General features: G+C 69.7%; 18 protein-coding genes and 1 tRNA gene. 7 read left to right on the forward strand and 12 right to left on the reverse strand.

Annotation, left to right across the window (positions count from 1 at the left end):
- Positions 1 to 2: 2 nt before the first annotated feature.
- The 3 genes from Q7A36_RS13530 to Q7A36_RS13540 form a co-directional block, all read right to left on the reverse strand.
- Entirely contained in the window at positions 3 to 1,256 is a 1,254-nt protein-coding gene (locus Q7A36_RS13530) for a right-handed parallel beta-helix repeat-containing protein (protein ID WP_305104233.1), read from the reverse strand.
- Positions 1,257 to 1,737: 481 nt separating this feature from the next.
- Positions 1,738 to 3,243, reverse strand: a complete 1,506-nt coding sequence (locus Q7A36_RS13535) for a phytoene desaturase (protein ID WP_305104234.1) — start codon at positions 3,241 to 3,243, stop codon at positions 1,738 to 1,740.
- Positions 3,244 to 3,311: 68 nt separating this feature from the next.
- The gene (locus tag Q7A36_RS13540; RefSeq protein WP_305104235.1) at positions 3,312 to 3,749 is read right to left on the reverse strand and encodes a YqaA family protein; all 438 of its coding nucleotides are present in this window, start codon (positions 3,747 to 3,749) and stop codon (positions 3,312 to 3,314) included.
- Between Q7A36_RS13540 and Q7A36_RS13545 the strand changes: the two genes are divergently transcribed.
- Genes Q7A36_RS13545 through Q7A36_RS13555 form a run of 3 tightly spaced genes read left to right on the forward strand, consistent with a single transcriptional unit; the run spans position 3,748 to position 7,267 of the window.
- Positions 3,748 to 4,944 (forward strand): aminotransferase class V-fold PLP-dependent enzyme, encoded by a 1,197-nt coding sequence (locus Q7A36_RS13545; RefSeq protein ID WP_305104236.1) that lies wholly within the window; start codon positions 3,748 to 3,750, stop codon positions 4,942 to 4,944. The two genes, Q7A36_RS13540 and Q7A36_RS13545, sit on opposite strands and share 2 nt — an antisense overlap.
- Position 4,945: 1 nt before the next feature.
- Positions 4,946 to 5,323 (forward strand): DOPA 4,5-dioxygenase family protein, encoded by a 378-nt coding sequence (locus tag Q7A36_RS13550; protein WP_305104237.1) that lies wholly within the window; start codon positions 4,946 to 4,948, stop codon positions 5,321 to 5,323.
- 51 nt (positions 5,324 to 5,374) lie between these two features.
- A complete protein-coding gene (locus Q7A36_RS13555; protein ID WP_370655667.1) occupies positions 5,375 to 7,267 on the forward strand; it encodes a potassium transporter Kup in 1,893 nt (630 codons plus the stop codon).
- Between the two features lie 39 nt (positions 7,268 to 7,306).
- On the opposite strand, the gene Q7A36_RS13560 is transcribed toward Q7A36_RS13555, so the two are convergent.
- From Q7A36_RS13560 to Q7A36_RS13590, 7 genes are all read right to left on the reverse strand, one after another.
- A complete protein-coding gene (locus Q7A36_RS13560; RefSeq protein WP_305104238.1) occupies positions 7,307 to 8,821 on the reverse strand; it encodes an efflux transporter outer membrane subunit in 1,515 nt (504 codons plus the stop codon).
- A gap of 7 nt (positions 8,822 to 8,828) precedes the next feature.
- The gene (locus tag Q7A36_RS13565; protein WP_305104239.1) at positions 8,829 to 10,412 is read right to left on the reverse strand and encodes a DHA2 family efflux MFS transporter permease subunit; all 1,584 of its coding nucleotides are present in this window, start codon (positions 10,410 to 10,412) and stop codon (positions 8,829 to 8,831) included.
- Complete coding sequence (locus tag Q7A36_RS13570) at positions 10,409 to 11,557, reverse strand: HlyD family secretion protein (RefSeq protein ID WP_305104240.1); 1,149 nt, start codon at positions 11,555 to 11,557, stop codon at positions 10,409 to 10,411. The genes Q7A36_RS13565 and Q7A36_RS13570 overlap by 4 nt, the downstream gene beginning before the upstream one ends.
- 162 nt (positions 11,558 to 11,719) lie before the next feature.
- Complete coding sequence (locus Q7A36_RS13575; RefSeq protein ID WP_305104241.1) at positions 11,720 to 12,616, reverse strand: SAM-dependent methyltransferase; 897 nt, start codon at positions 12,614 to 12,616, stop codon at positions 11,720 to 11,722.
- Between the two features lie 413 nt (positions 12,617 to 13,029).
- A tRNA-Glu gene (locus Q7A36_RS13580) sits at positions 13,030 to 13,105 on the reverse strand.
- A gap of 20 nt (positions 13,106 to 13,125) precedes the next feature.
- Entirely contained in the window at positions 13,126 to 13,305 is a 180-nt protein-coding gene (locus tag Q7A36_RS13585) for a DUF2256 domain-containing protein (RefSeq protein WP_305104242.1), read from the reverse strand.
- The gene (locus tag Q7A36_RS13590) at positions 13,305 to 13,580 is read right to left on the reverse strand and encodes a DUF6476 family protein (protein ID WP_305104243.1); all 276 of its coding nucleotides are present in this window, start codon (positions 13,578 to 13,580) and stop codon (positions 13,305 to 13,307) included. Before Q7A36_RS13590 ends, Q7A36_RS13585 begins: the two co-directional genes overlap by 1 nt.
- Here Q7A36_RS13590 and Q7A36_RS13595 point away from each other — a divergent pair.
- Both Q7A36_RS13595 and rpoH read left to right on the forward strand, forming a co-directional pair.
- Positions 13,549 to 14,574: an RluA family pseudouridine synthase gene (locus tag Q7A36_RS13595; protein ID WP_370655668.1), complete on the forward strand. Its 1,026-nt coding sequence runs from the start codon at positions 13,549 to 13,551 to the stop codon at positions 14,572 to 14,574. The two genes, Q7A36_RS13590 and Q7A36_RS13595, sit on opposite strands and share 32 nt — an antisense overlap.
- A 232-nt stretch (positions 14,575 to 14,806) precedes the next feature.
- Entirely contained in the window at positions 14,807 to 15,688 is an 882-nt protein-coding gene (rpoH, locus tag Q7A36_RS13600; protein ID WP_305104245.1) for an RNA polymerase sigma factor RpoH, read from the forward strand.
- A gap of 210 nt (positions 15,689 to 15,898) precedes the next feature.
- On the opposite strand, the gene Q7A36_RS13605 is transcribed toward rpoH, so the two are convergent.
- Positions 15,899 to 16,267: a c-type cytochrome gene (locus Q7A36_RS13605; RefSeq protein ID WP_305104246.1), complete on the reverse strand. Its 369-nt coding sequence runs from the start codon at positions 16,265 to 16,267 to the stop codon at positions 15,899 to 15,901.
- Between the two features lie 64 nt (positions 16,268 to 16,331).
- The gene (locus Q7A36_RS13610; protein WP_305104247.1) at positions 16,332 to 18,104 is read right to left on the reverse strand and encodes a pyrroloquinoline quinone-dependent dehydrogenase; all 1,773 of its coding nucleotides are present in this window, start codon (positions 18,102 to 18,104) and stop codon (positions 16,332 to 16,334) included.
- A 528-nt stretch (positions 18,105 to 18,632) separates the two neighbouring features.
- Here Q7A36_RS13610 and Q7A36_RS13615 point away from each other — a divergent pair.
- Positions 18,633 to 19,460, forward strand: coding sequence for an ABC transporter permease (locus tag Q7A36_RS13615; protein WP_305104248.1), 828 nt, complete (start codon positions 18,633 to 18,635; stop codon positions 19,458 to 19,460).
- The gene (locus tag Q7A36_RS13620) at positions 19,460 to 20,227 is read left to right on the forward strand and encodes an ABC transporter permease (RefSeq protein ID WP_305104249.1); all 768 of its coding nucleotides are present in this window, start codon (positions 19,460 to 19,462) and stop codon (positions 20,225 to 20,227) included. Before Q7A36_RS13615 ends, Q7A36_RS13620 begins: the two co-directional genes overlap by 1 nt.
- The last annotated feature ends 10 nt before the right edge of the window (positions 20,228 to 20,237 follow it).

The raw sequence follows: 20,237 nt of genomic DNA on the forward strand, positions 1-20,237 counted from the left end.
GCTTAGACGAGGAGGAAGTCGCTCGGAAGCTGGCTTGCCCGCAATCCCGCCAGGTCGACGAGCACCGTGAAGTGGTGATTGCCAGCGAGGTCGATCTGCACCTCGGCCGCCGAGCCGTTCTGCACGACGGCAAGGTAGCCCTTCTGCTCGAGGGTTGCGACACTGTGGCTGACATTCCCGAGCAGGCCAGTGAGATCAAGCCGGTCACCGCCCGCGTAGGAAAAGCCTGCAATGCTGTCATGGCCCAGACTACCACCGCGAAAGATGAAGTAGTCCGGCGCGGCGCTTGCCGTCAGGTGCTGGTTGGCAGCGGTCCCGAGATCGACATAGCCAACGCCCGGGTGAAAGGGCGAGCGGGTATCGAGGGCAGGCTCGCTGGCGAGAAAGCTGGTGCCGGCGATGCTGGCAGTGCCGGTTGCGAGATGGCCGGCGTCGAGCCCGAAGACTTTGGTGTTCTGCAGGACCGGCGTATAGCCGCTCTGGTTAAGAAGGAGCTTCGCGCTACCCGAATGCAGGTCGTTCAGAACCATGTTGTTGGTCATGGTCAGCGAAGAGCCGGCGTATGGCGTGCCCTCGCCGCCGAAATGCACGATGTAGGGATTCTGGGAACTGGCACCTTGCTGGATGGTGTTGTTGGCCATCACGGCTTTTCCGCCATTGGGCAGATCGACGCTGTAGCTTGCCGTGCTGCCGAGATCGAAGATCCTGGTATTGGTGATGGTTGTGACATCGGCTCGGCTCTTGATCTCATGGCCGACAATGGCGTCGTGGAAGTAGCTGTCGGTGATCGTCAGGCTGGCAATTTTGTTGACGTACAGGTTGTGAGTATAGCCGTCGCCGTACCCGTTCCGGGCAAACTCGCTGTGGTCGATGGTGATGTGGCCGCTCGGATTGGATGCAGCGAGGATACCCTCCTGGTTGTCGTGGAAGTAGCAGTTCCGGATGACGAGGTCGCCGCCCTGATAGCGGATGCCGGCGCCGTTGTGGTCCGCGACCTTGGCACCGGAGAAAGCAAAGCCGTCGATAGTGAGACTCTTGTTGACGGTCATGATCGCCTTGCCATCCGGCGGCGAGGCGGTTGCGACCATGTTGACCATGCCGCCAACCGCCTGCAGCGTGATGCTGGCATTCACTGTGACGAAATCGTTTGTGTATGTTCCAGCCGCGACCTTCACGACGTCGCCGTCGTGTGCCGCCGCAACTGCTGCGGCAATGGTCTTGTAACTTTGGCCCGCGCCCACCGTCAGTACGGTCATCACTTACCCTTCCTGAGAATGCGCGCTCGATCGGACGATCCGGCACCCAGCGCAGCCATGCCGGAACATTTCATTGCTTCATGGCAAGATATTCCCCGGATCTATACGTTACGGTCACCTCAAGACCATTTTCCTTCTGCTTCGTAAAGGAAAGATTGCTTCGCCACCGACCCCCCCGGTCTGGCCCGGCTGCCCCCAATTTCCCCGGACACCGACCTGTCGGACCGAAGACCGGCACGGTGAGGTCCGGCACGACCGGCCGCACTGGAAGGCTTCGGCATTGCGCTCGGGGCGGAAGCGCTGCTCCGGACGGCTTTACCGCGGGGGTTGACGAGCAGGCTGCCACCTCACCCGGTCGGGGACCGGACTCGTCTCGCCGTACTGAAAGGATGGCTGATTCCGACGGGGACAGCGGCGCCTTCAGCCGTGACGCAGGCCATCCTGTCGAGGAGGTCTTTTCCGATCCGGCCGAGACGATGCGTCACCGCAGGCCCGCCGGCATCGGCACCACCTGGTCGAGGATCCTGGCCGAGCTGATCACCCCCGGCACGCCGGCGCCCGGATGGGTGCCGGCGCCGACGAGGTAGAGGCCCTCGACCTCCTCGCTGACATTGTGCGGCCGGAACCAGGCGCTCTGGAAGAGCTGCGGCTCGAGCGAGAAGGCGGCGCCCTTGGTGCTCAGCAGCCGGTCGTGGAAGTCCTGCGGCGTCAGGATGCGCGAGGTCACGACATGCCGGCCGAGGCCGGGCAGCACCGTCTCCTCCAGCCGCTGCTGGATGCGGGCGCGATAGGGCTCCGCTATCGCCGCCCAGTCGGTCCCGCTGCCGAGATGGGGGACCGGCGCCAGCACGTAGAAGGCATCGCAACCCGGCGGCGCCAACGACGGGTCGGTCATTGTCGGGCGATGCAGGTAGAGGCTGAAATCCTCGGCCAGTTGCTTGCGGGTGAAGATGTCGCGCAGCAGCGCCTCGTAGCGCGGGCCGAGCACCATGGTGTGGTGATAGACGCCGTCCCAGCGCCGGTCGGTGCCGAAATACCAGACGAAGAGACCCATGGACCAGCGCGCGCGGTCGAGCTTCGCATCGGTCCAGCGCCGGCGCGGGTGGTGGCCGAGCAGCTTCGAATAGGTCCAGCCGATATCGGCATTGGAGACGACGATGTCGGCGCCGATGGCCTCGCCGGACGCGAGGGTGACGCCCGTCGCGCGGCCCTGCGCCACCTCGATCCGCGCGACCTCGGCCTTGCAGCGGAGCGTGCCGCCGAGCCGCCGGATCAGCCCGGCCATCCCCTTCACCAGCGCCCCCATGCCGCCCATGGCGTAGTGCACGCCATGCGTGCGCTCGAGGTGGCCGACCAGGCAGTAATAGGCCGTGGTGGTCATGGGATTCCCGCCGATCAGCAGCGGGTGGAAGCTGAAGGCGATGCGCAGCTTCGGGTGGCGGAAGTAGTCGGAAACCTTGCGGTAGACCGTGCGGTAGCCCTGCAGGCGGACCAGGTCCGGCACCTCCCGCAGCAGGGTGCCGATCCTGTGGAAGGGCTGGTCCACCAATTGCGTGAAGGCGACGTCGTAGATCTTCTCGCTGTCGCGGATGAAGCGGTCGAAGCCCGCCGCATCCTCCGGGCTGATCCGCGCGACCTCGGCCCGCATGGCGTCGAGATCGGCATGGCAGGACAGCGTGCCGCCGTCGTCGAAGCGGATCCGGTAGAAGGGGTCGATGGCGCGCAGGTCGATGTCGTCGGCCAGCCGCGCGCCGGCCACCTGCCACAGCTCCTCCAGCAGGTAGGGCGCGGTGATGATGGTCGGGCCGGCATCGAAGCGGAAGCCGTCCTGCTCGAAGACGGTGGCGCGGCCGCCCGGGGCATCGAGCTTCTCCAGCACCGTCACCCGCCAGCCGCGGGCGCCCAGCCTTATCGCGGCGGCCAGCCCGCCGAAGCCCGAGCCGATGACGACGGCGTGCGGGCGGCCATCGGCCTGCATGTCGGGCATTGGCGTGTCCCCGTCTCTCCCCGGACCGAACCGTACCGCCGCGCCCCCGCCGGGAACAAGCGAGGCCGCTACATCAGGCCAAGCGTCACCAGCGCCAGCACCACGTAGCGCCCGGTCTTCGCGGCGGCGACCAGCAGCAGGAAGACCCAGAAGGGCTCCCGCAACACGCCGGCGATGACGGTCAGCGGGTCGCCCATGACGGGCGCCCAGCTCAGCAGCAGCGACCAGCGGCCCCAGCGGCGGTACCAGCCCTCGGCTTTCGCCAGCGCCGCCGGCTTCACCGGGAACCAGGACCGGTCGCGCCAGCGATGGATCCAGCGGCCCAGCACCCAGTTCGCCGCGCTGCCCAGCGTATTGCCGAGGCTGGCGACCAGCACCAGCAGCCAGGGCGGCTGGTCGCCGGCCAGCAGCAGGCCGACCAGCAGCGGCTCGCTCTGGAAGGGCAGGATGGTCGCGGCGCCGAAGGCGACGAGGAAGAGGCCGCCAGTGGCCGCGAGGTCGATCATGCCCGGCATCCTGCCATGGACCGGGCTTGCCGTCCGCGCCCCGGCCGGGTCTGCTGCCGGCATGGACGACATCGCGGCGGAATTCCTCCTCGACCCCGGCTTCAACACCGTCAACCACGGCAGCTTCGGCGCCGCGCCGCGCTCCGTGCTGGCAGCACAGGATGCTTGGCGCGCCAGGCTGGAGGCGCAGCCCAGCCGCTTCATGGTGGAGGTCCTGACCCCCGCCCTGCGCGCGGCGGCGGCTGGGCTGGCGGGGTTCCTCGGCGGCGATCCGGAGGGGCTCGGCTTCGTGGACAACACGACGGCCGCCTGCAATGCGGTGCTGCGCTCGCTGGCCTTCGCGCCCGGCGAGGAGATCCTGCTGCTGGGCCATGCCTATGGCGCGGTGCGCAAGACGGCGGAGCACATCGCGGCCGGGGCCGGCGCGCGCGTGGTGGAGGCGCCCCTGCCCTTCCCGCGCCCGGAGCCCGAGGCGGTGGTGCAGGCCCTCGCCCGCGCCATCACCCCGCGCACCCGCCTCGCGGTGCTGGACCACATCACCTCGCCGAGCGCGCTGGTCCTGCCCATCGAGGCCATGGTCGCCGCCTGCCGCGACCGTGGCGTGCCGGTGCTGGTCGACGGCGCGCATGGGCCGGGCCAGGTGCCGCTCGCCCTCGGGGCGCTCGGCGCCGACTGGTATGCCGGCAATTGCCACAAATGGCTGATGGCGCCGAAGGGCTGCGCCTTCCTCTGGACCGCGCCGCAGCGCCGCGCCGGGACGCATGCCCCCATCCTCTCGCATGGCCTGGGCGAGGGCTACCTCGCCGAGTTCGACTGGACCGGCACCCGCGACCCGAGCGCCTGGCTCGCGGTGACCGAGGCGATCGCCTTCCTGGAACGGCTGGGCGGCGCGGCGCTGATGGACCGCAACCGCGCCCTGGCGCGGGAGGCCGGCGCGCGGCTGGCGGCGCGGCTCGGCACGGAGGTCGGGGCGCGGCCGGAGATGGCCGGCAGCATGGCGCTGGTCCGGCTGCCCCTGCCCGGCCCCGCCGACCGTGCTGCGGCGGTCGCCCTGCGCGCCCGCCTGCTGGCGGCCGGCACGGATGCGCCGGTCACGGCGATCGATGGGCGGTTCTGGCTGCGCCTCTCGGCCGCCGCCTACAACCGACCGCAGGACTATGACCGGCTGGGCGACCTGCTCGGGGCGATCCTGTGACTTGACCCGGGCCGCCCCGCCGCCCGACCCTCGGCGCATGGAGACGCCCATCGCCGGCTGGCACGCCCATGTCTACTACGACCCCGCCGCGACGCGCGCCGCGGCCGAGGCGGTGCGGGCCGGCCTTGCCGAGCGCTTCCCGGAGGCGGTGCTCGGCCGCTGGCACGACGTGCCGGTCGGGCCGCACACGGCCGCGATGTACCAGGTGGCCTTCCCGCCCGGGCTCTTCCCGGCGCTCGTGCCCTGGCTGGCGCTGAACCGGCGCGACCTCTCCGTCCTGCTGCATCCGGAGACCGGCCGGCAGCGCGCCGACCATACCCGCCATGCCCTCTGGATGGGCCCGCCCCTGCCGCTGAAGGCCGAGATCCTGCCCGAGTAACTTCCGGCCCCCTCGGCGCGTTGCCGCTCCCGAACAGGGGAGGCTCCGCGCATGTCGGGCAGCACCGCCGCCATCTCCACCCCCGCCGTCGCCGAGCACCCCGCTGGCCGCGCCATGATGCTGGGCGCGCTCGGCGTGGTCTTCGGCGATATCGGGACCAGCCCGATCTACGCCTTCCGCGAGAGCCTGCGCACCGCGGCCGAGCACGGCACGCCGCCGGACCAGGCAGTGCTTGGCGTCGTCTCGCTCATCCTCTGGGCGGTCGCGCTGGTGGTGGCGGTGAAATACGTCGTCTTCGTCATGCGCGCGGACAACCAGGGCGAGGGCGGGACCATGGCGCTCCTCTCCCTCGCCATGCCGGAGGCCGGCCGCTGGAAGGCCTGGCTGCTGCCGGTGGGGCTCGCCGGCGCCTCGCTCTTCTTCGGCGATGCCATGATCACGCCGGCGATCTCGGTGCTCTCGGCGGTGGAGGGCCTGGCGGTCGCCGAGCCCGTCCTGAAGCCTTATGTGGTCCCCGCCGCGCTGGCGGTGCTGGCCGGGCTCTTCCTCATCCAGTCGCGCGGCAGCGCGCATGTCGGGCGGCTCTTCGGCCCGGTCATGGCCGCCTGGTTCATCGTGCTGGCGGCGGCGGGGCTGTGGCATGCGCTGGGGCGTCCCGGCATCCTCGCCGCGCTCGACCCACGGCATGCGCTGCAGGCCGTCGGCATGGGCGGCGGCTTCGCCGCGCTCGGCAGCGTCTTCCTCGCGGTCACCGGGGGCGAGGCGCTCTATGCCGATATGGGCCATTTCGGCCGGCCGGCCATCCGCATCGACTGGTTCGCGGTGGTCATGCCGGCGCTGGTGCTGAACTACCTCGGCCAGGGCGCGCTGGTGCTCGCCGACCCGGCGGCGGCCTCCGACCCCTTCTTCCACCTCTTCCCCAGCATGCTGCTGCTGCCGGCGGTCGCGCTGGCGACGGCGGCCACCGTCATCGCCAGCCAGGCCGTCATCTCAGGTGCGTTTGCGCTGGTGCAGCAGGCGATCCAGCTCGGCGCGGTGCCGCGGCTCGAGGTGCACCAGACCTCGGAGGAGACGGCCGGCCAGGTCTATGTGCCGCAGATCAATTGGCTGCTGGCGGCCGCGGTGCTCGCCCTCGTCCTCGGCTTCCACTCCTCCGAAGCGCTGGCCAATGCCTATGGCATCGCCGTCGCGGGCGACATGCTGGTGACGACCATCCTGGTGAGCCTGGTGGCGCATGGCCGCTGGGGCCTGCCGCTGGCGGCGGTGCTGCCGGTGGCCGGCGCCTTCCTGGCGCTGGATGTCGGTTTCGTCGCGGCCAATGCGCACAAGATCCCGGGCGGCGGATGGTTCCCGCTGGTCGTGGCCACGATCTCGCTCACGCTCGTGCTCGTCTGGATCCGCGGCCGCGCCATCCTGCTGGAGCGGCGCGACGGCGATGCCGAGCCGCTGGCGCGCTTCCTCGCCCGGCTGGAGACTGCCGAGAGCCCCGCCCGCGTGCCGGGCACCGCCATCTACCTGACCACGCGGCGGCAGGTCGTGCCGGCCGCCCTCGCCCTGAACCTCAAGCACAACGGCGTGCTGCATGAGGGCGTGGTGCTGCTGACCGTGCAGGGGGAGAGGGTGCCGCGCATCCCGGAGGCCGAGCGCATGACGGTGGAGCCGCTGGCCGACGGATTCCGGCGCGTGTTGCTGCGCTTCGGCTTCGCCGAGCGGCCCTGCGTCATGCAGGCGCTGGGCGAGCGGCAGGACCTGCTGAGCTTCGACCCGACGGCGGCGAGCTGGTTCATCGGGCGCGAGGTGCCGGTGCTGTCCATGCGGCCGGAGCTGCCGCCCTGGCAGGAGAAGCTCTTCGCCTTCCTCGCCCGCAATGCGGTGGGCGCGACCGACTATTTCGGCATCCCGACGCCGCGCGTGGTCGAGCTCGGCACGCGGGTCGAGATGTAGCGGCCGGCCCGGCGTGGCGCCCGGCGGCGCCATCCGAGGTCACGGGGTGGCGACGGGCCCCGCCCCGCCCGGCTGCCAGCCGCCGCCGAGCGCCTTGTAGACCGCGACGAGGTCGGTCGCGACCGCCGCCGTCGTCTCGGCGACCGCGAGCTCGGCCGAGAGCCGCGTGCGGTCGGCATCGAGCACCTCGAGGAAGGTGCCGAGGCCGGCCGAGAAGCGCGTGCGCGCGGTATCCGCCGCCCGCCGCGCCGCCGAGGCCTGGCGGCGCAGCCCGTCGCGCCGGCCCTGGTCGCCGTAGTAGGCCGCCAGCGCATTCTCCACCTCGTGCAGCGCATCCAGCACGGTGCGGCGCCAGGCGATGGCGGCAGTGCGCTGCCGCGCCTCCTCCAGCCGCACCTGCGCGCGCAGCCGCCCACCCTCGAAGATCGGGATGAGCAGCGAGGGGCCGATGGAGAAGAAGCGGCTCGCCGTGTCGAAGAGGTTCGCGGTGTTGCCGGCCTGCAGGCCGATCGAGCCGTTGATCCGCAGCGAGGGATAGAGCTGCGCGGTGGCGACGCCGATGCGCGCGGTCTGCGCGGCCAGCGCCGCCTCGGCCGAGGCGACGTCCGGGCGGCGACGGATGGTCTCGATCGGCAGGCCGATGGCGACCGCGGGCGGCGCCGGCGGCACGGGCGCGGGCGCGGCGAGCTGGCCCGACAGGGTCCCCGGCTCCTGCCCCAGCAGCCGCGCCAGCCGGTTCATCGCCTGCGTCACCTGGGCATCGAGCAGCGGCAGGGTCGACTCGGTGCTGGCGACCAGCGCCTCGGCATTCGCCACGTCCACCTCGGTGGCGAAGCCGGAGGTGAAGCGGGAGCGTGTGAGGCCGAGATTGTCGCGCTGCAGCCGGAGGCTCTGGCGCGCGATGGCCTGGCGCGCCTGCAGCCCGCGCAGCTCGAGATAGGTCCGCGCCGCCTCCGCCCGCAGCGACAGGCGGGCATTGTCGAGCAGCCGCTCGGCGCCGAGGATGTCGGCCTCCGCCGCCTCCACCCCGCGGCGGGTGCGGCCGAAGATGTCGAGCTCCCAGGCGGCGTCGAAGCTGCCCTGGTAGATGGCGAAGCCGGGCTTCGGCCCGGTCGGGATGGCCAGGCCCTGCCCCGCATTCGGCGGACCGCCACCGCCCGCCGAGACCTGCCCGCCGGCGATGGAGGCGAAGGGGCTGTTCTGCGACAGGCGGAGCCGCGTGTCGGAGGCATTGGCCTCGACCGTCGGCCAGAAGCCGGCATAGGCGACGCTGCGCTGCTGCCGCGTCTCGGCGATGCGGGCGGCGGCCTCCTCGATATCCGGATTGCCCTGGTCGGCCGTGATGACGAGCCAGGTCAGCGTCGGGTCGTGGAAGCCCTCCCACCAGGTCTCGTCCACCGCGCGCGCCTCGGCACGGCTGCGGGCATAGGCGGGCGCCTCAAGGCTCGCGCGCGACCACCGGTCGGGCGCGCGCGGCACGGGCGCGGTGAAGTTCGGCCCAACAGTGCAGCCGGCGAGCAGCAGCGCGGCGAGCGGGAGAAGGCGTGTCGCCACCGGAATCCTAGTGCCCACCCGTCGCTGCCCCCTTCGGTATGTCGCGCATGAGAAAGACCAGCGGCCAGAGCGTCAGCACGGCCACGCCGAGGAGCCAGAAGGCGTCCATGTAGCTGAGGACCTGCGCCTGGCCCGCGACCTGGCCGGAGAGCTGCTGCAGCGTGGCCTGCGAGGCCTCCCAGGCGCCGACGCCGGCGCCGCGCAGCGCCTGCTCGGTCTGCCGGAGCTGCTCGACCCAGAGCGGGTTGGCCTCGGTCGCGGTCTCGATCAGCCGGTTCTGGTGGAACTGCGCGCCATGGGTGACGACCGCGTTCATCACGGAGATGCCAACCGAGGCGCCGAGATTGCGCATGAGGTTGATCAGCGCGCTGGCGTCGTTCGTCTTGTCCGGCGGCAGGCCGACATAGGCGGCCGTCGTGATCGGCACGAAGAGGAAGGGCAGCGCCATCACCTGCAGCACGCGCAGGGTGGAGACGTGCCAGAAGCCCATCTGCAGGTCGATGTTCGTGGCATAGAGCAGCGCGCCTCCGGACCAGAGCAGCGCGACCAGGATCACCCAGCGCGGCTGCACGAGGCCGGTGACGCGCCCGGCGATCGGCATGGCGACGACGGTGCCGAGGCCGCCGACGGCGAGCGTCAGCCCGGCGGTGGTCGCATCGTAGCCCATCAGGTCCTGGGTGAGCTGCGGCAGGAGCTGGGTGGTGCTGAAGAGCGTGAAGGCGACCAGGAACATGATCAGCGCAGCGGCGAGGAAGGAGCGGTGGGCGAAAAGCCGGACATCCACCGCCGGCCGCGCCTGCCGGCGCTCCCAGGGGATCAGCAGCATGAAGCCGACGACGCAGGCGACGGTCAGCCAGGTGACCAGCGGCGACCAGAAGCCGTCATCGATCACCGCCCGGTCCAGCACCACCTGCAGGCTGCCGAGCGCGACGGCGGCGAGGCCGAAGCCGACCCAGTCGATGCCGGCATTCTCCTCCCGCGCGCGGCGCCGGTCCTCCCGCACCGCCTCCGGCTCCTTGACGAAGACCGAGACGAGGAAGAGCGAGAGCGCGCCGAAGGGCAGGTTGATCAGGAAGATCCAGTGCCAGGAGTAGTTGTCGGTGATCCAGCCGCCGAGCGCGGGGCCCATGGCCGGCGCCGTGACGACGGTGAGGCCATAGAGCGCGAAGGCCCCCGCCCGCCTCTCCGGCGGGAAGGTGTCGGCCAGGATGGACTGCTCCACCGGCGCGAGGCCGCCGCCGCCGAGGCCCTGGATGGCGCGGCAGGCCAGCAGGACCGGCAGGCTCGGCGACAGCGCGCAGCCGAGCGAGGCGAGCGTGAAGACCGCGACGCAGCCCATGTAGAAGCGCTTGCGGCCGATCAGCGTGGCGAGATAGCCGGAGACCGGCAGGATGATGGCATTGGTGACGAGGTAGGTGGTCAGGATCCAGGTGCTCTCGTCCTGGCTGGCGCCGACGCCGCCCGCCATGTGGCGCAGCGCGACATTGGCGATGGTGGTGTCCAGCACCTCCATGAAGGTGGCGATGGAGACGACGGAGGCGATCAGCCAGGGCGAGCGGCCGCCGGCCGCCGAGCGCGGGAGATCCGTCACTCCTCGCGCACCCTGACGCTCGGCACCACGGAGAGGCCGGGCGAGAGCGGCATGTCCTTCGCCCGGTCATCCTCGATCACGATCTTCACCGGCACGCGCTGGGTGATCTTGACGTAATTGCCGGTGGCATTCTGCGCCGGCAGGACCGAGAAGCGCGCGCCGGTGCCGCGCTGCAGGCTGTCCACCCGCCCCTTCAGGACGGGGTCGGGATAGGCGTCGACCTTCACCCGGACGGGCTGGCCGGGACGGATCTCGCGCAGCTGCGTCTCCTTGAAATTGGCCGTGACCCAGACGGTCGGCTCCACGACCGAGAGCAGCGCCTGGCCGGGAGTGACGTAGTTGCCGACCTCGACGCCGCGATTGGCAACGCGACCGGCGACCGGCGCGGCGATGCGGGTATAGGAGAGCTGCAACTCGGCATTCGAGACGGCGGCCTCCGCCTCATGCAGCGCGGCCTCGGCGGCGCGGCGCTGCGCCTCGGCGGCGGCGGCCTGCGCCTCGGCGCCCGCGACCTCCTGCCGCGCGGCATCGACCCGGGCGCGGGAGCTGCGGGAGGTGGCCTCGGCATCGTCGGTCTGCTGGCGGGTCACGGCGCGCGGATCGACGCTGCGGAAGCGGCGCAGCGTGGTCTCGGCATTCTCCAGATCGGCCTCGGCGACGACCTGGTTGGCCTTGGCCTGGTCGATGGCGGCGCGGCGGACGGCGACCTGGGCGGCGGCCTCGGCCAGTTGCGCGGCGGCGCTGCCGCGGCGCGCGCGGGCATTCTCGAGCGAGACCTCGTAGTCCCGCGGGTTGATCTGGACGAGAAGCTGCCCGGCCTCGACCCGCTGGTTGTCGTCGACCAGCAATTGCGCGACGCGGCCCGAGACCTGCGGGGCGAGCCGGGTGACATGCGACTCGAGGAAGGCGTCGTCGGTGGATTCCCACTGGCGCGCCTGCCACCAGTACCAGCCGCCGCCGGCGAGCACGAGCACCGCCGCCAGCACGCCGGCGCCGATCAGCAGCCGGCGGCGGCCGGGCGATGGCGCGGCCGGCTGCTTCGCGTGCTTCTCCTTTGGCCCCTCATTCTGCCGGGCGCGATCATCCCCGTCCGCGCTGCCCTTGGCGGCCGGCTTCTGCTGCTCCGCCGTCTGGGCGTCGTCCATGCCTGCGACATTCCGGTGTGCGTCGCACCAAGCGCGGGGCTGCCGCTCCGGTTTCGCGGCTGGATGAGAAGGGCGGGATCGGATGTCTGAGACCCGCTTCGCCGTCCGTCCTACGAGTAAACACCAGCACCAACGGCATCGCCGAATGGGCCGAAGTCAGGCTTAGACGCAGGCCACAAAGTGGGAGCTGATTGCCGCCAGATCTTCAAGATTCCGGCTACGGAACCGCTTGGCCAAGGGTATGGTGGACAACTCCTCCAACTCTCTGGAACGGGTTTCCCTCCATTCGGCACGAATCTCGAAACCGGCCTTCTGCAGAACGGCTTTCAGATCCGAATGGCGAAGTCGGTTATGGTAAGACTGAGGGTTCAGGCAAAGCAGGCGCCACACGCGGTCTTCGTAGCGCAGGAAGTCGCAGCGTGAGAGGGACTTGTCGCTCATGGCACGATGGTCGGAACAATCGACAAAATGCACCATCGCGCCGCCGGGGGCGAGGATGCGCCAAAAGTCCGACATCATGGCTTCAAGAAGCTTTGGAGAAATGTGCTCCAGGACGGAGCATGACACGATGAGGTCCATCGCTGCATCCGGCGTATCGGACGTCCTATAGGGTACCTGATAGGTCAGTCCCAATCTGTTGAGTTGAGTGATCAGATTGGTATCATCAACTTCGAGGCGATCGAATCTGTCTGCCCCGACTCTTTCGGCGAGCAATTCACGCTTTGTAAGCACAAATTGAATGGCAGAGCGTATAAGGCGCAGGTCCAGCAGTCGCTCAACGTCTGTCAATGCGACGCTTTCCGCACCCGATGCAATGAAGACCACAGGCAATATGGGGTGCCAGCCTGAGCCGATTTCCAGAACCCGACGTCCTCGGACATCCAGGCCAGCGCGGCGCAACATCTCGATCTGCCTAATGGCATTCTCGAAAAGATTGTTGTCTATTTGTGGGTCAGTTTGGTAAGGCTTGATCCGACGCATCCCCTGACGGAGGGCCTGCTTTCCCGGGATCGCAGCTTTGATTGTATTTAGAAATTCCTCCCTACGCCAATCGGCCATAGTTTCCTCGCGAATGCGTGTGCATTGATCCGCTATAGTGCACAGGTGATCGCGTGAGAAGAAGAGGTTTCGAGCCAGCCCAGAATGCATCCGAACTGGTCACGCCAATGCTGTGCTGGCCCATCCTATTTGGCGGGCAGCAAAAGCGATCGCGTCGGCAGGTTGCTGTGAGCGGGGGGAATCGCTTGCATACGACCTTCGATGTTACCGGGCCTTGGCGGACGGATCTTGAAGATTGCCGGGCAACCGGATGGGCGAATGTCGGGAGGTGCCGAAGACCCGGCCGGTTCAGCCTCGCCAGAACACCAGGCGCATCAGCACTGTCGCCGGCCGCGATCCTGAGTGGCCGAGAGCGCTTCTGAAGACGGAATCGGAGGTCGCCCTGCCAACGTCAGCCAACTCCCCAGGGAGGATGGCGTCCCATAGGGGATTCGAACCCCTGTTGCCGCCGTGAGAGGGCGGTGTCCTAGGCCTCTAGACGAATGGGACGTGGAGGCGAGGCGCGCCTTCTAGGGCCGGCGGCGCTGGGGGTCAACACCCTTTCGGGCCGCCGGATGACGCCCGTCGCGGCAGGCCTCCGAGCAGTAGCGCACGCTCTCCCAGTCCCGCGCCCATTTCCGCCGCCAGGCGAAGGGCCGGCCGCAGGCGGCGCAGGTCTTCTCCGGCAGGTGCGGCTTGCGATGCGGCATCAGCGCCCCGGCCGGATCTCGCCGACCACCCGGCCGCGCTTCGGCTCCACCACCAGCACGCGGTCGCCATCCGGCCGCGTCACGAGCACGCCGATGCCGCTCTCGGTCGCCGCGACGCCGGCGATGCGCGTGCCCTCGGGCTGGTCGAGCGCCGCCTCCCACCGCGTGCCGCCGCCCGCGCCACCGACCCGCTGGACGAGCAGCATGGCAAGGGTCACGGTGCCGCCCACGATCAGCACCCCCATGACGACGACCAGGACCTTGAGCGCGCGCACCGACCACTCCCCCGAGACCACATCCGGCGAGACCTTCACCGTCACGGCCGCGCCGGCGCAGGCCGGCCTCCGGGCGGACCGGTTCCTCGCGGAGGCGATAGGCGGGCTCTCCCGCTCGCGCGTCAAGGCGCTGATCGCCGCCGGCGCCGCGACGCGCGACGGCAAGCCGCTGCGCGACGCATCGGAGGCCGTACGGCCCGGCAGCACCTATGCCCTGGCGATGCCGGCCGCGGCCCCCGCGCTGCCGGTCGCGCAGGACATCCCGCTGACCATCCTGTTCGAGGATGTCGATCTGATCGTCCTCGACAAGCCGGCGGGCCTCGTCGTCCATCCCGCGCCGGGCAACCAGGACGGCACGCTGGTCAATGCGCTGCTCGCCCATGCCGGCGAGGACCTGCCGGGCATCGGCGGCGAGAAGCGGCCGGGGATCGTCCATCGGTTGGACAAGGACACCTCCGGCGTCATGGTCGTGGCGAAGACCGAGCGGGCGCTGCGGGTCCTATCCGAGACCTTCGCCAACCGGGACCTCGAGCGGGAGTACCTGGCGCTGGTCTGGGGCGTGCCGAACCCGCCGGCGGGGGAGATCGAGGGACCGATCGGCCGGCATCCCGCCGACCGCAAGCGGATGGCCGTCGTGCAGAAGGGCGGCAAGCCGGCGCTGACGCGCTACCGCACCGAACGCGCCTGGGACGCCGCCTGCGCCCTGCTGCGCTGCCGCCTGGCGACCGGGCGGACGCATCAGATCCGCGTTCACTTGTCCGAGATCAATCACCCGCTGGTAGGCGACCCGGTCTATCTTCGTCGCGTGCCCGCCGCGGCGCGTGGCCTGCCGGAGGCCGTGCGGAACGCCCTGCTGGCCTTCCCCCGCCAGGCGCTGCACGCGGAAAGCCTTGCCTTCCGGCACCCCGTGACCGGCCAGCCCCTCAGCTTCTCGGTCCCGCCACCGGCGGATTTTGTTGCGCTGACGACATTGCTGTCGGGTAACGCTGAGTAACCAACCGGGATACTCGGTTTTTCTGGACAGGACGCGGCGCAAGCGGTACAAACCCTCCGACGGCAGCGCATCAGGTGCCGAGAAAGCTGGACCCGCCGCCTTCTCGCCCCGTCGTGACCGGGGCAGGCGTCGTCCGGTGGGCCTGCATGACGTTCGAACTGCCAGGATCGGTCGCGGCCAGGACACCGCCGTCACGGGGTCGTCCGCCGCGCGCAGGAGGCAGATGTCCCCTATGGCTTCCAGCTCGGTCATTCCGATTGCCCCCGAGGGCAACCTCTCCCGCTACCTGCAGGAGATCCGCAAATTCCCCATGCTCTCGCCCGACGAGGAGCTGTCGCTGGCCAAACGCTGGCGCGACGACGGCGACGAAGGCGCGGCCCATAAGCTCGTCACCAGCCATCTCCGCCTCGTGGCGAAGATCGCGATGGGCTACCGCGGCTATGGCCTGCCGGTCGGCGAGCTCATCTCCGAGGGCAATGTGGGCATGATGCAGGCGGTGAAGCGGTTCGATCCGGACCGCGGGTTCCGCCTGGCCACCTATGCCATGTGGTGGATCCGTGCCGCCATCCAGGAATACATCCTCCATAGCTGGTCGCTGGTGAAGATGGGGACGACGGCAGCCCAGAAAAAGCTCTTTTTCAATCTCAGGCGCTTGAAGGGCCAGATGGCGGCCCTCGAGGACGGCGACCTGAAGCCGGAGCAGGTGGAGAAGATCGCCCGGGTCCTGCAGGTGCCGGAGCAGGACGTGGTCTCCATGAACCGCCGCCTGGCCTCGCCCGACCATTCCCTCAACGCGCCGGTGCGCGCGGATTCCGAGGGCGAGTGGCAGGACTGGCTGGTCGACGACCAGGAGACGCAGGAGAGCGAGCTCTCCGAGCGCGAGGACCTGACCAACCGCCGCCAGTTGCTGGGCGAGGCGCTGAAGACGCTCAACGAGCGGGAGCGCCACATCCTGATCGAGCGGCGGCTCAAGGACGAGCCGACGACGCTCGAGGAGCTCTCGCAGCAGTACAACATCAGCCGCGAGCGCGTGCGCCAGATCGAGGTCCGCGCCTTCGAGAAGCTGCAGAAGAGCATGAAGACGCAGATCGTCGAGCGGCGGCTCGCGGTCTGAGCTAGCGCAGGCTCGCGGTCTGAGCCTGCGGCGGCTCGCGGTCTGATCGCCGAGGGCGGGCCGCAGGCCCGCTCTCCCTCGCCGCAGCGCCACGGCATGGCCGGCATCGATCCCCGTCGGGGCCCGATCCGGCCATGTCCTGTTCCGGGGCGCCTCCTTGTCCGTCGCGGGGCCGGAGGCGCGGATTCCGCCCCGTCCGGCCACGCAACCTCAGTTCGGCACTTCCAGGCCCTTGATGTAGGTGGCGAAGGCCTGGATCTGCTCGTCCGTCAGCGTCTTCTTGAAAGACGGCATGGCATCGGCCCGGCCGTTGCGGATGGTATTGGCGACCTGCCGCTCGGTCAGCCGCGTCCCTGCCAGCCGCGGCCCCTTGCCGGGCTTCAGGCCGTAGTCGGCATGGCACCAGGCGCATTGGGCGGCGAAGAGCTTCTTGACGTCGATCCCGTCCTCGGCGCCCCCGTGCTCGGCGGCGGCCTGGGGCGGGGCCTGCGCCCCCTCCTCCGCCGCCAGGGCCGGGGGATGCGCGAGGCCGAGGCATGCCGCGACGACGGCGATGCGCAACGCTATTCCAGATTGCATTCGTGTTCTCGCATGACATGGCACCGGCCCGCGGTGCGCGGGCCGGTGCGGAAGCATCGACGCGTTACGGCAGGCTGAAGACGATGAGCTGCCCGTTGTTGGTCGGCATGCTGTTGAAGGGTTCGCCGAACAGCACCTTGTAGTCGCCGGAGACATGGCTGCCCCAGCCGGTGACGACGGCGATGTACTGCTTGTCGCCGATCTTGTAGGAAATCACGCCGCCGTGGTGACCGATGCCGTTGTTGTGCGTCCAGAGCTTCTTGCCGGTCTTCGCATCCAGCGCGTCGAACCAGCCATCGGCGCCGGGCACGAAGACCAGCCCGCCCTTGGTGCCGAGCAGGCTGGCGAGCGGCGGGTACTTGTACTCGACCTCCCAGGCCACCTTGCCGCTGATCGGGTCACGCGCCGAGACATGGCCGAAGGCCTTCTGGTGTCCCGGAGGGGCGATGAACTCGTAGCTCGCCCCGAGGTGCAGTTGCGACGAGCCGGGCCGCTCCACCTTCTGCACGTCGATATCGGCGCAGAACTCCATGCCGACCTTGAAGTAGAGGTTGTTCGCCGGATCGTAGCTGCCGGCATTCCAGCTGATCGCGCCGTCGATCGCCGGGCAGACCGCCTTGTTCATGCCGATCTGCAGGTCGCGCCGGCCAATCAGCGCGCCGGTCTTCGGATCGACGCCCTTGACGAAATTGGCGGTCTTGCCGAGTTGCCAGACATTCTCGACCTTCAGCGGAACCTGGCTGGTGTCCCGGTTGTAGACATAGACGAAGCCGCCCTTGTTTGGATGCACGACGTAGTTCTTGCCGTCGCGCTCGACCATGACGAACTCGCCGACCGCGCCGTCGAAGTCCCAGGCGTCGTGCGGGTTCTCCTGGAAGTAGGACTTGAGCTTGCCGGTATTGGGATCGAGCGCGACGATGCCGGAGGTGTAGAGGTTGTCGCCGGGACGCGCGCCCTCGGTCTTCCAATTGGCCCCGCCCCAGTCGTAGTCGGGCGAGGGATTGGCGGTGCCCCAGTAGACGGTGTCGGTCGCCGCGTCGTAGCCGCCGGTCATCCAGCCGCCGCCGCCGCCGATCTTCCAGCTCTCGTTGCCCCAGCTCGCGCGCGATCTCTCGTCGCCGCCGATGGTGTCGAACTGCCAGAGCTTCTTGCCCGACTGCGCGTCGATCCCGTAGATCGGCCCGCAGCAGCCGGAATACTCGCCGCCCGTCGTGCCGATGATCAGCTTGTCCTTGACGATCAGCGGCGCGCCGGTGAAGCCCTTGTTGCTCTCGTCGTTGCCGACGACCTGCGTGTCCCAGATCTCCTTGCCCGTCTTGGCGTCGAGCGCGATGACCCGGCCGTCGACCGTGCCGACATAGACCTTGCCATAGGCGACGGCGATGCCGCGGTTATAGGGATTGTAGATGGTGCCCTGGGCGCGCTCCTCGTCGAGCTGCGGCTCGTACTTCCAGAGGAAGGCGCCGGTCGCGCCGTCGAGCGCCCAGACCTGGCTGTTCGCGGTGGTGTAGTAGAGGGTGCCGTTCACCACCAGCGGGAAGGACTGCACGCCGCGCTTGGCGCCGCTCGGCGTATGCAGCCAGGCGATCCGCAGGTTCTTGACGTTCTCGGTGTTGATCTGGTCGAGGGCGCTGAAGTGATGCGACTTGTAGGACTGGTGGTACATCAGCCAGTCGTTCGGGCTCTGGTCGGCGTTCAGCAGCCTCTGCGCGCCGACCTCCCCTGTCTGGCCCGCATCGCCCTGGGCCTTGGCACCGCGCTGTGCGTCGGCCCCCAGGATGCAGGCCGCCGCGAGCCCGCAGGCGAGTCCGGCACGCTTCCATGCTTTCGTGGTCATTCCTTCCTCCCGTTATTGCAGGCGGTGACCCGCACCTCTTTGGATGCGGGCGTCAGGCGCGAGTGGTCTGAACTCTGGCAACGGCCGGTCCTCGCTGCCGGCCGCCGGTTGCGCGAGCCTCGGCCTCGACCAAGGCTTCGCCCAGCGGATGCAAGGCCGGGCACAGCCTGGTCATGGTGGTGGCACGGCAGCGCACCGGCACGAGGCGCCTCCTCAATGGAGCAGACCCGCGCGAGCCTACAGTCGGCCGTGGTGGTGTGGAAGAAGAATGCAACACGCCAGACTTGTGCCGGAACAAGGCCCTGTCGCTCATATAACGCGCAAGTATTTAATCGCAGTCACCACTCAACTTTCGCGGCATGAGACCATGGCAGTGGCCAAGGAGGCCGCCGCAGCACTTGGTCCCGTCGGCCCGGCGCTGCCGCGCGCTGCATGCGCAGCATAGGCCGGCCAGCGGCAGGGATCTCCGTCCCGCCCCTGGCATGGGCATTGCAAAACCACGCCCGCTGCGGCGAGGCTCTTCCGCTCATGTCCGATCCATCCCTGGCCCTGGCGCGCCCGGCCGCATCAGCGCCGCGCCGGCCGCATGCCGCCCTCCCCCGGCCGCTCTATGGCGCCGCCGCCGTCCTCGCCATGCTGCTGGCCTGGTGGGCAGTCTCGGGCGGCCGCGTCGTCCCGGCCGCGCTCCTCCCCTCCCCGGCCGAGGTCTGGCGCGCCCTCGGCGAGATCCTGCGAGAGGGCTATCGCGGCACCACCCTCGGCGGGAACATCCTCTCGACGCTGGGCCGACTCGGCGGCGGCTTCGGCCTCGCGGTGCTCACCGGCGTGCCGCTCGGCCTCTGGATGGGGCTGAACCGCCATGCCGCCGCGGCCATCGACTGGATCATCCAGTTCCTGCGGCCGCTGCCGCCGCTCTCCTACATGATCCTGCTGATCCTCTGGCTCGGCACCGGCGATGCCTCGAAGACCGCGCTGCTCTTCCTCACCGCCTTCCCGATCGTGGTCGCCGCCAGCGCCGCCGGCGTGCGCGGCGTCCGGCGCCAGCGCATCCAGGCGGCGCAGGCGCTCGGCGCCTCCCGCGCCCAGGTCTTCCGCCACATCGTCCTGCCCTCCGCCGCGCCGATGATCTTCACGGGGTTGCAGATCGCCCTCGCCGCCGCCTTCTCCACCGTCGTCTCGGCCGAGCTCATGGCGGCGACCGACGGGCTCGGCTGGATGGTCATCTCGGCCAGCCACTTCCTCCGCAACGACGTCATCATCCTCTGCATCCTGGTGCTCGGCCTGCTCGGCGTGGCGCTTGCCTGGGCGCTCCGGGCGCTCGACCGGCGGATCGTCCACTGGCGGGGACGGGACTGATGCGCGCCCTCCCGAACTGGCTCGTCACCACCCTCTCGGTCCTGCTGGTCCTCTCGGCCTGGATCCTCGTCACGCAGATGGGATGGGTCCGCGACCTCTTCCTGCCGGGGCCGCGCGACCTCTGGCTCGGCTTCGAGGAGCTCTGGGAGGACGGCTACAAGGGCCGCAGCCTCTTCGAGCATCTGGGCATGAGCCTGCTGCGCGTCGGCGCCGGCTTCCTGACCGGGGCCATCGCCGGTACCGCACTCGGCCTCGCCATGGGCATGTCGCGCCGCCTGGACGCCGCGGCGGCGCCCTTCATCGAGTTCCTCCGCCCCCTGCCGCAGCTTGCCTATCTCGTGCTGCTCATCGTCTGGCTCGGCATCGGGGAGGCGAGCAAGATCACCATGCTCTTCCTCGCCGCGCTCCCCGTCGCTGCCGTCGCGGCGCGGGACGGCGTGCGGAACATCCCGCCCGAGCGGATCCGCATGGCGGAATCCCTCGGCGCCAGCCGCGGGCAGATCTTCCGCCATGTCATCGCGCCGAGCGCACTCGCAGAAATCCTGACCGGCGCGCGCCTCGCGCTCGGTATCGTCTACGGCACGCTCATCGCCTCCGAGATCATCGCCGGGTCCAACGGCATCGGCTGGATGATCCTCGATGCCGGGCGCTTCCTGCGCTCCGACTACGCCTTCGTCGGCATCCTCGTCATCGGCGTGACGGGGGTGCTGATCGACCGGCTGCTGCTCTGGCTCGAGCGCCGCGTGGTGCACTGGGCCGGCCGCTGATGCATCCGCA

This window comes from Paracraurococcus lichenis, assembly GCF_030657435.1.
Classification (GTDB): Bacteria; Pseudomonadota; Alphaproteobacteria; order Acetobacterales; family Acetobacteraceae; genus Paracraurococcus; species Paracraurococcus lichenis.

Excerpts from the sequence above, each read along its gene's own strand:
- Q7A36_RS13555 (WP_370655667.1), top strand. The coding sequence starts at position 5,375 with ATGTCGGGCAGCACCGCCGCCATCTCCACCCCCGCCGTCGCCGAGCAC.
- Q7A36_RS13595 (WP_370655668.1), top strand. The coding sequence starts at position 13,549 with ATGACGACGACCAGGACCTTGAGCGCGCGCACCGACCACTCCCCCGAG.
- Q7A36_RS13535 (WP_305104234.1), bottom strand. The coding sequence starts at position 3,243 with ATGCCCGACATGCAGGCCGATGGCCGCCCGCACGCCGTCGTCATCGGC.
- Q7A36_RS13620 (WP_305104249.1), top strand. The coding sequence starts at position 19,460 with ATGCGCGCCCTCCCGAACTGGCTCGTCACCACCCTCTCGGTCCTGCTG.
- Q7A36_RS13530 (WP_305104233.1), bottom strand. The coding sequence starts at position 1,256 with ATGACCGTACTGACGGTGGGCGCGGGCCAAAGTTACAAGACCATTGCC.
- rpoH (WP_305104245.1), top strand. The coding sequence starts at position 14,807 with ATGGCTTCCAGCTCGGTCATTCCGATTGCCCCCGAGGGCAACCTCTCC.
- Q7A36_RS13540 (WP_305104235.1), bottom strand. The coding sequence starts at position 3,749 with ATGATCGACCTCGCGGCCACTGGCGGCCTCTTCCTCGTCGCCTTCGGC.
- Q7A36_RS13615 (WP_305104248.1), top strand. The coding sequence starts at position 18,633 with ATGTCCGATCCATCCCTGGCCCTGGCGCGCCCGGCCGCATCAGCGCCG.
- Q7A36_RS13545 (WP_305104236.1), top strand. The coding sequence starts at position 3,748 with ATGCCCGGCATCCTGCCATGGACCGGGCTTGCCGTCCGCGCCCCGGCC.
- Q7A36_RS13570 (WP_305104240.1), bottom strand. The coding sequence starts at position 11,557 with ATGGACGACGCCCAGACGGCGGAGCAGCAGAAGCCGGCCGCCAAGGGC.
- Q7A36_RS13585 (WP_305104242.1), bottom strand. The coding sequence starts at position 13,305 with ATGCCGCATCGCAAGCCGCACCTGCCGGAGAAGACCTGCGCCGCCTGC.
- Q7A36_RS13610 (WP_305104247.1), bottom strand. The coding sequence starts at position 18,104 with ATGACCACGAAAGCATGGAAGCGTGCCGGACTCGCCTGCGGGCTCGCG.
- Q7A36_RS13605 (WP_305104246.1), bottom strand. The coding sequence starts at position 16,267 with ATGCAATCTGGAATAGCGTTGCGCATCGCCGTCGTCGCGGCATGCCTC.
- Q7A36_RS13575 (WP_305104241.1), bottom strand. The coding sequence starts at position 12,616 with ATGGCCGATTGGCGTAGGGAGGAATTTCTAAATACAATCAAAGCTGCG.